This is a genomic window from Pseudomonas sp. BGI-2, from assembly GCF_004310295.1.
In the GTDB taxonomy this organism is placed as follows: Bacteria; Pseudomonadota; Gammaproteobacteria; order Pseudomonadales; family Pseudomonadaceae; genus Aquipseudomonas.
The window spans coordinates 29213-44262 of sequence record NZ_SISB01000036.1; the positions used below are offsets into that span (position 1 = coordinate 29213).

A 15050-nucleotide genomic window follows, 5' to 3' on the forward strand; every position below is an offset into this window, starting at 1 on the left:
TCGAGCCGTGGCGACTCAATACTGAAAGGAGGCGGTGATGATCACCCAACAGCTCGATAAAGTGGCGGCCCGGCGGCGCGATGCCTTGATTGATTTGTGCCTCGGCGAGAAGCACATCAAAGAGCAGTTGCCTTCTTTGATTAGAATGCAAACGGCCAATGAGTTGCTTTTACTGCTGCGCTCGGATCCGCTGGACAGCGAACTGGTACAAACGTCATGGGGGGCGGAAGCGGTGAGCTGCCTTCAGCAGTACATCCATTCGGTGTATCAGAAGCTGGAACCGGGTTATACAGGGCGCGAATTCGATTCTGATGACCTGGCCGAATGGCTCTATGCCAAAAGCTACGGCTCATGGTCTGCGAGCCAGTTGCTCAGGTGCCTGCCCGAAGATTACATCACGCCTTTTACGCGCATTCGCAAAACTGCTTTGTTCCAGACGCTTGAGAGTCATCTGAACCAGGCGCGTATCACCCAGGATTCGGTACTCACGGGAGTGCGGCAATACCTGAGAGCCTTTGAAGAAACCTGCAACCTGAATGTACTGACCTGTTATCGGGACAGTCCGGATCCGTTAAAGGGTGACTATTACTTTGTTGGACAAGAGCGCGTTGCGCCTTATCGCTATTTCTGGCGCAAGGCAGACATAGAGCTGGCAGCCGACTCCAAGTCGGTCAATCCTACCTCTTGGTATTCGTGGGAGCTGGCTGAAATCCCCGCTGACGCGAATGTACTGGACAGCCGCCTGGTTTTTTGGGAAGGGCGTTTGTGCATGGTGTGGGTCGAGTCGCATGCGGCGATGTTTGACAAGGCCGGGGGGCAGATGCACAAGCCCTATGAGCTGGAGATCAAACTGTCGTTTATTGCGCTGAACGGAAGCTGGTCGCCACCTATCCGTTTACATCTGTCCCACTATGACAAGCCTGTAGCAAAGAATTGCCGTCTGGTGGCGGTGGTCTTGCGTGATGTTATAGATACGCGATACCCCAAAGGCCGGCTGGCTGTGCATGTGACAAATACCGCCTTTGCCCCTATGCAGGAGGGCCATGTTGCCATCTATGAGACACGGGATCCGTTGCTCCGTAAAGTGTCGGACGAATCGCCGACCATGGACTACCTGGCCAACGCGCTTTTTGTTGACCCGCTGACGGTTCAGCAAAAGATAGCCCCTGGTGATTTCCCTTCAGTTACCAGCAGCGTGACGCAAGGTGATTTGGCTGGTCACCTGGGCATCGCTGCCTGTATCAAATCAGATGGATCAAGTTACCAATTATTTGTTCAGGGATATTGCGCGCTTGTTGAACCTGGCAAAACGAACGCTTCGCAAGCTGAATTCATACTGGAAGTGCTCGCCGGTGCCCAAGACGATCCCGCTCCAGTTAAGGCAACTTTTTCTTTAAATGGGGGGTGGTCGACGGGATGGCTGATGCTGACAAGAACTTCATTTGCCAATGCTCAAATCACTTGCAGACTGAGCAGTAGCAGCGGGAGCAGGACCATTGTTTTAAAAGTTCCTGCCGCGATTGCCCCTACTGGTCCTCTGCCATACATCCATAAAAAAGATGATGCCAGTGAAGTTGGCAACACGGATAAAGGCGCGCAGTTTCTGGCCTTTAACCAACCTGCCAACGTGCTGGCACTCAAGTACGTTCGTTTGAACACACTGATCGGTGCCGATCTGGTGTTCCGCTCCAATATATCAATCGCAGCGCTGCTTCACTGGTCCACCCAGTTCCCGGATGAACCGCCGTTTCCAGGCGGTCTGATTGAACCCAACGGGCCGTTCGACAGCAGCAACGGCCTGTTTTTCTGGGAATTGTTCTTTCATTTGCCTCATTTGGTGGCTGCTCGCCTGCGCGATGAACAGCGTTTTCTCGAGGCTCAGCAGTGGCTTCACTACCTGTTCGATCCCCAGGCTCCGGCCAGGCCGGCGGACGGCATCATTGGTGCTCAACCCGAATACTGGCAATGCCGGCCATTGGCAGTGAAAACGAGCACGATCGACTACGAAGCCAATGCGCCGACCGACCCGGATGCCATTGCCTACTCATCGCCCGTGCATTATCAAATCGTGATCTTTATGGAGTATGTGAACAGCATCATCTCCTGGGGTGACTGGCTCTACCGCCAGTTGACTCGCGACAGCCTTGTGGAGGCTAAACTGTTGTACTTGCGGGCCCAGCAACTGATGGGCCAAACGCCAGACACCCGCACGGTCAACAGCTGGTCACCTCAGACGCTGAAGGATCTGGTTAAAGAGGTCGAAGAAAGATCGATGTTGGCCAGCTTCGAAAAAACGTTGTCGCTGGAGATTGACGAGTTACCCGTAACGGCCAAACGTTTTCTGGACCCGGGTGTCATTGGCACAACATCCTTCAAAATACCGGTCAGCCCACGGTTGCTGGCGTTTTTTTCCCTGCCAGGCCAGCGCATTTTCAGCCTTCGCAATAACATGACACTCGATGGCAAGCCATTGTCGATTCCGCTTTTCGCTGCGATGGATCCCCGGGCGTTACTGAATCATTTGGCGGCCGGCGCCACAGGGCCCGTGCGACCAATAGGCGGGCAAATGCATGTCGCCGCGTTCCGCTGGGAGGTCTTGTACGACGCGGCGATGAGTGCGGTGTTGATGCTCGTGGGGTTTGGTAATGACCTACAGCGCTTGCTCGAACAACAGGATCAGGTCGAGCTAGAACAGATTCGGCAAGAGCAGTTAACGCAACTAAGCGACTTCGCCCGTCAAATACAAGAGCAATCCCTTGAACAACAGCGGGTCACCTTGACCGCGTTGCAAGTCAGTAAAGCGCAAGCCGAAGAGCGTCGAGAGCATTACCAATCCCTGTTCGACGAAAATATCAATGATCTCGAATATAAAGTCATGGAGCACACCGAAGATGCCGTGGTTTTTAGAAATCTCGTGGGCGGGTTTGAAATAGCGGGGGCTGCCGTGGGGGCCATTCCCACCGTCTTTGGCATGGCCGTTGGCAACGCAAAGCTTGGCCAATTGATAACAGTGCTCGGGTCTGCCTTTCAGTTGGCGGCTGGTGTTGCGCAATCGAAGGCCGACAAGGCTGCCGTCACTGCTGGTTATGCGCGTCGTCGGCAGGAATGGGAGCTGGCAGTGAAGCAGGCTACCAGCGAAATCACGGCCATCGAGGCTCAGATCATTGCTCAGGGACACGGTATTTCGGCGGCCGAGGCTAACCTGAATCACACCGTGATGGTTAATGCCCAGGCATTGAGCCTTTTTGATTTCCTGAAAACACGAACGACCAATCTAGACTTGTATCGCTGGCTGGTCGGCCAGCTGAAAACCTTGCATTTTCAAGCCAATGACGCGGCAGTTGGGCTGTGCCTGAGTGCTCAGGCGGCATTGCAGGTGGAGACCTGTGAATTTGATTCAAATTACATACGTACTAATGTCTGGCTCGATCATCGTCACGGTTTGACCTCGGGTGCTTGTTTGCAGGCGGATTTGTCGCGCATGCAGTCCGATTATTTGCTGCGCTTCCAGCGGCGTCTTGAGTTGGTCAAAACCATTTCCCTGAGGCAGTTATTCGACGATAACACCAGCGGACAAACGGGTCACAGTAGCTGGAGTGAGGCGTACACCCAGTTGATAACCACAGGCACTCTGAACTTCGAGCTACGCCAACTGCTGTTCGACCGTGATTACGATGATCATTACTGTCGGCAGATCAAGTCCGTAGAAGTGACGCTGCCCCTACTTGCGTCTGCCTTCGAAAATGTCAAGGCAACGCTTTTGCAAGTCAGCAGCCACATTGCGATCAAACCGTCGGTGCAGTCGCTGGAGTTCCTATACCGTTCTGATGATGTCATGCCCCCTGCGGACGTACTGACCAACATGGGTAGCGGCCAGTCAGTTGCCCTGTCCACCGGGTTGGACGACGACGGCAAGGCTGTTTTGAGGCCTGAGGATCGTTTGCTTGCTTCATTCGAGAATTCCGGCGCCGTATCGCGTTGGCAAATCAGGTTCCCTTGGCCGCAGCGTAAACCACAGGTGGGAATGCTCGCGTCGTTGACAGACATCATGATCAAGATCCGTTACACGGCCAAGGTCGGAGATGCAGCGTTTGCCAAAAAGGTTCAAGAGTTTGTAACGCTGGCTGATCCGGAACCCGAACTGAAGGATAAAAAATTATGAACGACCTCATGATCAACTCGAACAGTAATCTGGTGTGCAATGGGGATTTTTCCAAGGGATATGAGTGTTGGAAGCTAGCGAATCCGTCTGGTGTAGCCATCGAAGGGGATACCTGGGAGGGAAAACCCATCGCTGTCATGAGGCTCACCAATGGCGGTAAGGTTTTTCAACCGCTCAAAGTTCCGATTGATCTGAATCTCCCTGGTGCGCGTTATCACCTGCGTTTTCTATACGAAAACACTTTCAAGACGTCCCCTGGCACGGTAATAGTCGGCAAGACGGGGTCAGGTGGCGAAACGCTGGAAATCGAATTGCCTGCCATCGGCTCGTCGGCTGACACAGAGCCGGCGGCGCTCATCCTGCTGGACCTAGAACGCTATCTTCCGCTCGAACTCGCCTTCAACAAGGATGACGAGATCGAGATTACCTTGATCAGCCCTAAAAAAACGCCGGAAGATGGCGCATTCGCCGCCATACGCCTGACGCGAATCGAACTGCACGTGGAGCTTGAGCCGTTGCGGTTGGTGAAACTGTTCAATGAAGAGCGGGAGTTTGATCCGGGGCAGGTTCTTCCCTTGTGCCTGGGGGCCACAGGAACTAAATCGCATACCTTGGCTTTAACAGTGGCTCCCGACAGCCCATGGAACAATACCGAAGCTGCATTGTGGATCGAAGACAATCCACTGGAGGCAATTATCACCTCGCCCGAGCTTGGCGATAACCAGCGGATCGATTTGCCTTGGCGTCTCGATTGCCCTGACCTGAAGTTGGCCGAGCCTTCCCTGTTCGACCTGAATTTCTACAGTAAATATACCGCTGCTCCTTTCCCGATACGGGTATCGCTGGGGCACCACCGACTGGTAATGAATGTACTGAAAGACGCCACATTTTTTCCGGTTCTGGAATACGGGCAATCGGTGCCTTTGGAGGTTCAGGTGCTGTCCTTTTACACCGAATCGCCGGTCCCGGATCAGGAGGTTACCTGGCGATGGGGGGAAGAGATATTGCATTCCGGCAAGACGGATGGAGAGGGGAAGGCCGGGATTAGCTGGCAGCCTACCGTTACCCATGAGGGCCTTCAGGTGATAACCGCCTCGGTATCGAGCCCTTATTACACGTCCGGAGATCAGGTTCAGACATTCGAGATCCGTGTGCTGAAGGACGATCCCTGGAAAGCTGTTCAGGTCCGCTTCGAGGACATGCAGGCCGCTGTCTGGGGAGACAAATCCGGTCATCCCGGTCGCGGTGGACTCTATCCCTTTACACTTATGTTTCCCGAGGGCAGCCCGTTCCTGGGTTCTCAAGTGGCGCTGTGCTGGGGTGAAGGACATCACTTGCCTGGCGAACTGGAGGTCAGCGCAGATCCTGACTTTGATGAGTTTGTGGATATTGCGGGCAATGAATGTGTGTGGACGCTCGATTGCGGTGACCGGCGGGACGCAGTCTTTGGCTTGTATCTCACTAGCCCGATGCTTTTGCGCAGCTCTCGTGACAATGCCATGTCGCTGGCACGCAACAAGCTCAAGATCGGAGAGGTGCGTGAGGCCAACAAGCGCCCCGTGGTGGACGAGGGTGACCGCGTGCATTGCATGTTGCAGGTGCTGACGCTCAATGACGAGCCGGCACTCGACGTTCGGGTTGATTGGGTCCGCCCGGGTGGCATAACCACCACGACTTACACCGGTACGGGGGGCTGGGCGAGCGAGTTCGATATACCGACGGATGCTGCTGCTTATGGCATCGAGGCGCAGGTCTGGATTCGCGAAGAAATTGCACCCTTGAAGTACCTCTTTCAGGTTGAACCGCTGGCTACCAGTCAGTGGGCGAATGACATCGTCTTCTCCTTTGATGGCGGCCCTATCGTGAGAGACGAACGGAGCATGATGTGCACAGTCGGTGCTAATCATTTATTCAGAATCGAGGCGCGTGAGGGGAGTTCATTTATCGGACGCCGGATAAGTATTAACTTGCGGTCAGAGACATCGGGGCTGCTGAAATTCGATCCGCCGCTTCCTTATTCCGAGTTACTGACACAGGAAGGCCAGGAGTTTCAGATTACGTCTGATGTGGGTACTAGCGGTCTGTTTGAGTTGGAGATAGCAAGCGAATTCCTTGCTGAAAAACGCGAGCTATCCGGTCGTTTGATTGGAGCTAGGCTAGAGCATGAGATGGAATTTGTTTTCGATAGCAGGACCTCCCCATTGGGTGAGAAGAGCTACCCTTGCATAGGTGCAAAGCACCAAGTGACGCTAAGGCCTCATGCGTTCAGCGGGGCAATGGGATTGCGTTTACACAGCACTCCATTGAGTTCGCCGGTGATCGTTACCCCCGGTATGCGAACTGCACAACGTATAACCGCCGGCGGTGTGCGATACCAGATTGAGTGTCCGGCCGATGTGGGAGCAGCGGACTTTGGTATCGCCTTTCATACTTACTATGGCGGGCTGCTTCCCATTTGGGACCGATCTTTCAAACTTGACCACAACAAACTTAAAGTGGGAGCGGTACGAAAGGCCGCAGTAGACCCGGTACTGAGCAAAGGCGAGCGTGCCCGGCTGGAAATTCAATACCTGTCAGTGTTTACCAATATGCCGGCCAACGGTATGAAAGTGCAGTGGGGCACCCCACCAATTTTCTCGGTGACTGACGACAATGGTTGGGCGATAAATGACTGCAAACCGGAATCCGCCGGCCCGAACCACGTGCCCGTTTGGTTCGAAAATCCATATGACGGCAGTCGTACCGAAGAAAGTTTCGAGGTCGTTGCGTTAGAAGATGATCCTTGGGAGAAGCTTTGGGTTGAGACCGAGGATGAGCCGTCGCATCTTTGGGCGGCGAAGACGATGTTCCCGCGACGCGGTCATGAATTCAGTTTTACTGTATCGGCAAACGATGGCAATTACCTGCATGGTCAAGACCTGGCGTTGGGGTGCACCGGCACAAGTCCCAATGGTCTGGGATTGAGTATTGGGCCGGTTCCGTTCGGGCAATGGCGGCCGTTTCTTGATGCCTTGCCCTTTACGTTGAACGCTGACGGCGAGAAAGATGGCAGTGTGTATTTTCAATTGGCTGCTTCGCGGTTGTTGGAGTTGTCACCTCCCACTGCCGTGTCGTTGGGGACGGCCTCGAAAGCAGTGAAACTCTCTGGACCGGCCGGTCTCCTAAACGTCGTCGATTGGGGCTCGAAGATCACCGCTCAAGTGAAGGCTGTGTCGACGCTGTCAGGCAAGGCAATAGCAGGGTTGGATGTTGTCTGGGAGGGCATGGGGCTGGAGCATGTGTCCACCAAAACCAACTTCTATGGTGATGCAACGATCAGCTTTACGCCGACTGAGGTGGGTTTAGGTCAACTGACTGCGACTGTCGGAGATCAGGATTATTCTGAGTCGATTCTGTTGCCGTTTTTCTTGAACGACCCTCGGGAAATACTGTCGCTCTCTAGCCCGGATCCTGCCGGATTTCCCGGAGAGGTGGTCTCGGCCAACGCTATCGTAGTCTCAGCTATCACTGGCACACCTTTGTCGGATGTAGAGGTAATGTGGGGCTTCCCGGGCGTGACGATTGCACCGACGAGAACAGACAAAGAAGGGAAAGCAACTGTGATGTTCAGGCTTTCAGCGGACCAGCCGAGTGTTTTGGGCGCCTCTGTGCGAGGTGGAATGGCGGGGTGGGATTCTGCACTGCTATTGTTTACTGTTGAGGATCGGGAGCTAGCCATTGTTGATCTCAGTGGCAATGGCGAATACAAGGTAGGGGAAACTGCACGCCTCTACTTTCGGCTGGTTGTTAACTCCACTGGAGAAGGTGTCGAAGGTGTTAATGTCGCCTTTACCAAGAATGGTGTACCCGATGGCATCGTAAGATCGTCTGAACGAGGCATCGTGAGAAAAAGTTATCAAGCGGACCGATTTGGGCATTTCGAGATACGCATGCGAGTCGAAAACACTGACGGTACAGTTAACGTTGAACAACGTGCAGGCATCAGTTTCGTAGATCCATGATGTTCATTTATTTACGTAATTGCTCACAGCTCTCCGGCCTTCTTCCCGCCCAGATACCGCGTCACCAACCCGGCCCCCAGCTCTGAGGGCCGGGCATCCACCACCGGCACTCCATGAGCACTCAACCGCTCATGGAGCTGCGCCCGGTCATTCAAGTAGTCCACCGTCCCACAATAAGCCAGCGCCTCCGGCAAGGTTTGCACTGGCGCGTGTCGCAGGCTGTCGAGCAAGTCTTCGCGCAGGCTCGCCACCAACACCCGATGCAGTTTGCTCAGGCGTTTGACCGCGGTCAGTAGTTCTTCGTCGTCTTCATCCCGCAGGTTGGTGACCAGCACCACCAGCGCCCGGCGTTTTTGTCGGGCCAAGAGTTGGGTGGCGGCGGCCTGATAGTCGGCCGGGCGTTGGGTGCTGTCGAGGTCGTAGACGGTGTTGAGCAATACGTTGAGCTGGCCCGTGCCTTTGACCGGGGCAAGGTAATGCGGTCGGTCGCTGGCGAAGGTGCTCAGGCCCACGGCATCGCCTTGGCGTAGCGCGATGTAGCTGAGCAACAGGCAGGCATTGAGTGCGTGATCGAAATGGGCGAGTTCGCCGTCCTGGCTGCGCATCCGTCGACCGCAATCAAGCATGAAAATAATCTGCTGATCGCGCTCGTCCTGATACTCGCGAGCGATGGGCGTGCGCTGGCGGGCGGTGGCTTTCCAGTCGATCTGGCGCAGGCTGTCGCCTTCGCGGAATTCGCGCAGTTGATGGAATTCCAGACCGAGGCCGCGACGTTGGCGCTGGCGCACGCCGAGCTGGCTGAGCCAGTTATCCACCGCCAGCAGTTCACCGCCGTAGAGTCGGGCGAAGTCGGGGTAGACGCGGGTGTTGTCAGTCACGTTAATGAGGCGTTTGCCGGACCACAGGCCCATTGGGCTCGGCAGGTTGATTTCGCAGTGTTCGAAGGTGAAGTGGCCGCGCTTGAGTGGGCGAAGTCGATAGCCGACCTGGCTTTGTTCGCCGGGTTGAAGTTCGACCTCCAGTGGCAGGTTTTCGAAGCTCAGGCCATCCGGTACATAGTCGAAAATCTGAATGTTCAAGGGGTGACTGAAAGCATGTTCGACCTCCAAACGCACTTCGCTCCATCGACCGAGTGCGAGGCTACCGGGCATTTGCCGGTGTACGCGAGGCGAGGGCAAACGCTTGAGGCGAACAGCGTCGAGAACGGCCAGGGCCAGCAGCGCCAGCAACAATCCCCAGTTGATCGACAACAGCCTCGACGGTACGTCGAATTCCAGTGCCCGCAATGTGCCCAGCACGATGCCGATGGCCAGCAGGATGGCGAGCCAGATCAGCAACAGGCGTGACGGTTTCACAAACGTGGCGCCGGCACTTGATCGAGCAATTGCTTGAGCACTTGATCGACGTCCAGTCCTTCGATGTCGAGTTCCGGCGCAATGCGCACGCGATGACGCAGCACCGCCAGGGCGCAACCTTTGATGTCATCGGGAATCACGAAGTCGCCACCGCGCAGCAGCGCCCGGGCGCGGGCGCATCGCACCAGCGCAATGGAGGCGCGTGGCCCGGCGCCGAGGGTTAGGCCTGGCCAGGTGCGGGTGGTGCGGGCTAGGCGAACGGCGTAATCGAGGACCTGATCGTCCAGCGGCAGATCACTGGCAATGCGCTGCAAGGCCAGTACGTCCTTGGCTTGCAACACGGTGCGCAGCGGTTGCACGTCGAGCATGTCGGCGCGGGTCGAACGGCTGACCTGACGGACCATGTTCAGCTCTTGCTCGGCGTCGGGGTAATCCATGCGCACCTTGAGCATGAAGCGGTCGAGCTCGGCCTCGGGCAGTGGATACGTGCCTTCCTGTTCGATCGGGTTTTGCGTGGCAAGCACCATAAACGGTTGCACGATGGGCAGGGCGCGGCCTTCGAGGGTGACCTGGCGTTCCTGCATGGCTTCAAGCAGCGCGGCCTGGGTTTTCGCCGGGGCGCGGTTGATCTCGTCGGCCAGCAGCAGGTTGGTGAACAGCGGCCCTTTGCGCAGTTTGAACTGCTCGGTGTTCAGGTCGTAGACCGCGTGCCCGGTGACGTCGCTGGGCATCAGGTCCGGGGTGAACTGGATGCGCGCGAACTCACCGCCGAAGCAGCGGGCGAGGGCGCGCACCAGCAGCGTTTTGCCCAAACCCGGCACGCCTTCGAGCAGCACGTGGCCGCCAGCGATCAGCGCGGTGAGGACGTCGTCGATCACGCTGTTCTGGCCGATCACGGCTTTCTGCAACTCATTGCGCACGGCCTGGGCCAACTGACTGGCGCGCTGGCGTTGCTGGGCGGCGTGGGTCGCGCTGCCGGGCTCGATCTGTTGACTCATAGCGTGTTCCTCAAGGTTTGCAGGTGGGCGACCTGACGACTGAAGTCAGCGCTGGACAGTCGCTGTTTCGGTCGCGGGCTCATCGCCTGGCTGATGGCGCGAGTGGGTTGGCCGGTCAGGCGCGCGAGCACCAGCCATTGCTCGGCAACGCCGAGTTGTTCGAAACCGGGATGACGGCGCCGCACACGCCGCAGGATGTCTTGTTGCAAGGCTTGCAGCAGGTGCTGCTGGCCGTTGCGGCGCAACATGAAATCGGCGCTGGCGCGCAGGTGTTCCTGAAGTTGCCGGCGACCTTTCGCAGCAGGCTCCAGCAGCGGACCATGGCGCACCGCGACATGCCAGAGGGCAAGACCGATCAGGGCGATGAGGGCGACCAACGCCTGAGGGAAATTTCGCAGCAGCAACGTCAGGAGGCTGTCGTGATCGGTGTTGAACAGCAGGGTCACGCCCGTGTCGGCGGTCAGGTACCAGAGCAGCCAGGCGTTGTCGTATTGGCCGATGGCCGGGGTTTTCCACAGGTCGGCGTCGGTGACCACGATGATCGAACCGAGCCCGTGGTTCAGCTGCATCATGTGCGTGGCTTTGCCACTGTTGGCCCAGGCCTGGGCGAGGTTTTTCGGGTCTTCGAGATGGAACGCGGTATCGAAGCTGGCGTAGGCGGGCGCGTCCTCATCTTCCAGGTACAGCTTGGTCAGTTTGGGGTAGGGGTCGTCGAGGGGATCCGGCGGTGGATCCTTGAGGTCTTTGCTCAGCGACTGGTGCAACTGCACGCGATCGAGCAGCAGGTCATTGCTCTGGCTGGCCTTTTCATCCCACAGCGACTGGGCGACAAACAGCAGACGCCCGCCGGCCCGGGTCCAGTTCATCACTTGATCAATCTGGCGTGGCGTCATGTTGTAGCGATCACCCAGCAACAACAGACTGTGCTGATGCGGATCGAGGGTGGGCAGCACGTCGAGGCTGTTGGCATGGCCGACGGTCAGGCCCTGCTTACGCAGGAAATGCTCGGCGGCCAGATAGGGATTGGCCTGGGCTTCGGGTGTGGGGCCGTGATCGATTTCTGCCTGATAGGGCGTGGCCTTCAGGTACAGATAAACACTCAACGCACCCACCAGCACGGTGATAAACACGCCGACAGAAAGCCACAAACGCTGGCTCAACGGGCCACCCCCGGGCCGAACAATGTTCGCCAGCCGTCACACAGTTCCTGTTGCAAATGCGCGGGTGGCAGGCGATGCCCGTAGGCCATGTTCTGCCAATGCCCGGTCAGGGTTTTACTGAAGGCGAGCAAGGCCGGTTGGTGCAATTGCTCTACGCGTTGCAGCACCTCGCCTTCGGTGTCGGCGGGTTTCAGCGCCATGTTGTGGTCGTGCAACAAATGGCTGAGCAGGGCGCGATAGAGCAACCCGAGCGCCGCGCGCGGGTTGGTTTGCCAGAGGCTTTCGGCGCTGGCGGCAATGTCGGCGGGCAAGGTTTCGCGGCTCAGGTCCAGGCCGAACGCTTGCTGTGGTAACGGGCGTGCGGCTTTACGGTTTAATGTCGGCCGACGGCTGACGAATGCCAGCAACCAGTCGCGGTAACGCCAGATCAGCAAGCCGATGCCACCGATTACCGCCCCCCATAACAGTACTTCAATCAGGTTGGCGAGAAAGCCGAAACGCTGGCTGTCGAGCAGGCTGGCGAGTGCCTTCAGCCATTCAGGTGTTTTCCCGTCGTCCGGGGTTTTGGTGTCGGGTTTGTCTTCGCCAAATCGATAGCGGGTCACCGTTTCCTTGTTCTTGAACGGCGGCTGATCGAGGAGGGTTTTGATGCTGTCTCTGGAGGCCTGGCTGGTCAGCGGTTGGTCCAGCAGGCGTGGGCTGTCCGGGGTAATGATCGGGTCGGCGGCCCAGACGTTTTGTGCGGCCGGCACCAGCAGGAGCGCCGCCAAAAACAGAGTGATCGCCGTGGTGTTGAGGCGTTGGCGCAATCGGCGGAACACCAGTTCGATGTCCCAGGCTTCGAGTACCGTGCGCCGATTCAGGTAAAGGCTGAAACCGCAGGCTACATAGATCGGTTCCCAGACAATCAGCACCAGCACATAAAAGGCATTGGTCAGGTGTTCCAGCCAGTGCCAGTCCTGGGTGGCGGCGGTGATCAAGGTCTGCCAGCTCCAGTCGAGTTCGACCTGCTGTGGCAGGAACATATAGAACAACACCATCAAGCCAATCCACAGCGCACTTTCCAGATGCACACCGATGATCGTCAACCACTGCGCGGCGCCGGCGTTGCGCTGCAGCAGCACCCTCAAGCGCTGTTGTCGTTCGTCACCCGCCAGGCCTTCGAGTTGCACCACCGGCATCAGAAAACTGCGGCTCAGACTCAGGCGTCGCCAGGTCAGGCTGGCCAGCAGTTGTGGCTTGAGCAGGCGCGGCCATTGGCGCAGCGCCTGTTTCAAGGTGGGCGTTTCACCGAACATGGCTTTGGACAGTATGTACAACGGCAGTCGCTCGAACGCTGGTTTCAACCACCAGAAAATGAACACGGCGAGGGAGGGTGAGTCCCACAGAAACAAGGTGAGCAGGGCGAAGATCGGCACGGTGATGATGGCCCAGCTGGTCATCAGCAATCGTCGATGACGCTGGCTCAGCAGCACGCCCAGGTCCATGGCTTCCCAGGAGGTGCGCGGGCGGATCACAACCGTGGCGTCACTCAGGCGCATGGCGGGTTCGTCCGGCAAACAGCAGGTAAGTGGCCACCAACAACCAAAGCGCCACGCCGACCAGGTATTTGGTCATGGGCGCCGGCGCGGTCATCGACGACCAGTAGGCTTCGATGAATGCGGCAATCAGCAGAAACAGCATGACACCGCAGATCAGCAACACGCTTTTACGCGCTGCCAGTCGCAAGGCTTCGGCGCGGGGCAGTCGCCCCGGTGCGATCAACGCCCAGCCCAGTTGCAGGCCGGCGGCCCCGGCCAGGGCGATGGCGCTCAATTCGAACGCGCCGTGACCGATCACGAACGACCAGAAGGTTTGCCCGAAGCCGATGTGCGTCAGGTGCCCGGCCACTGCGCCGATCATCAAACCGTTGAAGAGCAGGAAAAACACGCTGCCCAGACCAAACAGCAAACCGCTGGCGAAGGTCTGAAAGGCGATGCCGATGTTGTGCATGATGTAGTAACCGAACATCACCCAGTCTTCACTGGCGGCGCGTTCCGCCGAGCGACCCAAATGACCGGCGACCGGGTCGTACATGCTCTGCATCTCAGTAACCTGCTCGGCCGGGATCAGGTTGTAGACCAGGTCCGGGAACAGATACACCAGCAGCGCGAAGCCGATCAGGCTGCCAAAAAACATCAGGCCGGCGGCGAGCACGAAGCGCCATTGTTCGCGCACCAGTCGCGGGAATCCGGCAAGGATAAAACTCAGTATGTTGGCACCCAATCGACTGCGATGCCGATAAAGCTGTTGATGCCCGCGTAGCACTTGTTGCTGCAACGAGTCGATCAGGAAACTGCTGTAGCCGCGCTCCTGAGCCAATGCCAAATGCTGGCAGAGCCGCCGGTAGTCTTTCGGGAAACCGGCGATCCCTGGAGCTTCCTTGCCGCGCTCCAGCTGTTCGAGCATCAGGGAAAACTGCTCCCATTCGGCCTTGTGGCGATTTTCGAAAAGGCTTTGCTTCATGCGGGCCCCAACAAACCACGGGCGATGCCGTTGAGTTCCGCTACGGCGAGTGGTGCAGAAACCTGCAACGGTTGGGCAAGGATGGACGCGAGTTCATGGGTCCGCGCCTCAGAGAGTTCAACCTGGCGTTCGGCAAACCCGAGGATGGCGCGTTGTTCAGCCAGCGTCAGGGTAAACGCCGGGCGTCGAGGCGGGACGTCGGGCAGTTGGGGGCGGGTCAACGGTTGTTCGCGGTAGATCACCAGCGTGCCGGCGGCGAGGTCGCCGAGGCGTTTGAAGGAGGGGTGTTGCAGGCAGCTGATGGCGCCGAGGAAATAGCCAAACGGCAACAGGTCGACGAATCGCAACAGGTTACGCAATAGCGAAGCAGACCAACCGATCGGGGTGCCGTCGTCCTGTACCACGCGCAACCCCATCCATTGTTTGCCCGGCGACCGGCCCTGATTGAGCACCTCGAACAGCACCATGTACCACCAGCTCACCCCGAACAACAGAATCGAGCCCAGCCCTGCGCCAAGTTTGCCGAGAAACGCCAGAACGATAAACAGCACGCCGAGAATCAGCCCGCGCAACCCGAGGTCGATGGAGAAGGCCAGCGCACGCGCCATCAACCCGGCCGGGCGCAGTGGCAAGTCGATGCCTTCGGGCGTTTCGACTTGATACCGCGTGTCCAGTGGCGGGGACAGCGTCGCTTTCCTTGGCAGTGCTGTGGTCTCGAGCATGGGCAACCTTGATGTGGCCTGTTCGGGATTCGATATCCGTCCGATGCTAGCAGCCTCTCGGGGGAAAACGACATAACTATGTATTGCACGGTGAGTGGCCAGAGGTGGTTGAATGACAGATTACTGGCCGGGGCGGGATGTGAACGC

8 protein-coding genes are annotated in these 15050 nt (G+C 57.6%); 2 read left to right on the top strand and 6 right to left on the bottom strand.

All coding sequences use genetic code 11. The features are described from left to right. The first annotated feature begins 37 nt into the window (after nt 1–37). Nucleotides 38–4162 carry a neuraminidase-like domain-containing protein gene (locus EYC95_RS22250; protein WP_131062241.1) on the top strand — a complete coding sequence of 1375 codons (4125 nt, stop codon included), beginning with the start codon at nt 38–40 and terminating at the stop codon, nt 4160–4162. Continuing rightward, nucleotides 4159–8163 (top strand): hypothetical protein, encoded by a 4005-nt coding sequence (locus EYC95_RS22255; protein ID WP_131062242.1) that lies wholly within the window; start codon nt 4159–4161, stop codon nt 8161–8163. Before EYC95_RS22250 ends, EYC95_RS22255 begins: the two co-directional genes overlap by 4 nt. A gap of 23 nt (nt 8164–8186) precedes the next feature. Here EYC95_RS22255 and EYC95_RS22260 read toward each other — a convergent pair whose 3' ends face one another. The 6 genes from EYC95_RS22260 to EYC95_RS22285 are packed head-to-tail and all read right to left on the bottom strand — an operon-like array spanning nt 8187 to nt 14903. Beyond that, nucleotides 8187–9518 carry a DUF58 domain-containing protein gene (locus EYC95_RS22260; protein ID WP_131062243.1) on the bottom strand — a complete coding sequence of 444 codons (1332 nt, stop codon included), beginning with the start codon at nt 9516–9518 and terminating at the stop codon, nt 8187–8189. After that, nucleotides 9515–10516 (bottom strand): MoxR family ATPase, encoded by a 1002-nt coding sequence (locus EYC95_RS22265; protein ID WP_109634332.1) that lies wholly within the window; start codon nt 10514–10516, stop codon nt 9515–9517. Before EYC95_RS22265 ends, EYC95_RS22260 begins: the two co-directional genes overlap by 4 nt. After that, nucleotides 10513–11676, bottom strand: coding sequence for a DUF4350 domain-containing protein (locus EYC95_RS22270; protein ID WP_131062244.1), 1164 nt, complete (start codon nt 11674–11676; stop codon nt 10513–10515). Before EYC95_RS22270 ends, EYC95_RS22265 begins: the two co-directional genes overlap by 4 nt. After that, complete coding sequence (locus tag EYC95_RS22275) at nt 11673–13217, bottom strand: DUF4129 domain-containing protein (RefSeq protein ID WP_131062245.1); 1545 nt, start codon at nt 13215–13217, stop codon at nt 11673–11675. Before EYC95_RS22275 ends, EYC95_RS22270 begins: the two co-directional genes overlap by 4 nt. Beyond that, nucleotides 13204–14181, bottom strand: a complete 978-nt coding sequence (locus EYC95_RS22280) for a stage II sporulation protein M (protein ID WP_131062246.1) — start codon at nt 14179–14181, stop codon at nt 13204–13206. The genes EYC95_RS22275 and EYC95_RS22280 overlap by 14 nt, the downstream gene beginning before the upstream one ends. Next, a complete protein-coding gene (locus tag EYC95_RS22285; protein ID WP_131062247.1) occupies nt 14178–14903 on the bottom strand; it encodes an RDD family protein in 726 nt (241 codons plus the stop codon). The genes EYC95_RS22280 and EYC95_RS22285 overlap by 4 nt, the downstream gene beginning before the upstream one ends. Nucleotides 14904–15050: the final 147 nt, after the last annotated feature.

Bases quoted from the DNA above. Each gene is read 5' to 3' on its own strand.
- EYC95_RS22250 (WP_131062241.1), top strand. From the start codon at position 38: ATGATCACCCAACAGCTCGATAAAGTGGCGGCCCGGCGGCGCGATGCC.
- EYC95_RS22255 (WP_131062242.1), top strand. From the start codon at position 4,159: ATGAACGACCTCATGATCAACTCGAACAGTAATCTGGTGTGCAATGGG.
- EYC95_RS22265 (WP_109634332.1), bottom strand. From the start codon at position 10,516: ATGAGTCAACAGATCGAGCCCGGCAGCGCGACCCACGCCGCCCAGCAA.
- EYC95_RS22275 (WP_131062245.1), bottom strand. From the start codon at position 13,217: ATGCGCCTGAGTGACGCCACGGTTGTGATCCGCCCGCGCACCTCCTGG.
- EYC95_RS22280 (WP_131062246.1), bottom strand. From the start codon at position 14,181: ATGAAGCAAAGCCTTTTCGAAAATCGCCACAAGGCCGAATGGGAGCAG.
- EYC95_RS22285 (WP_131062247.1), bottom strand. From the start codon at position 14,903: ATGCTCGAGACCACAGCACTGCCAAGGAAAGCGACGCTGTCCCCGCCA.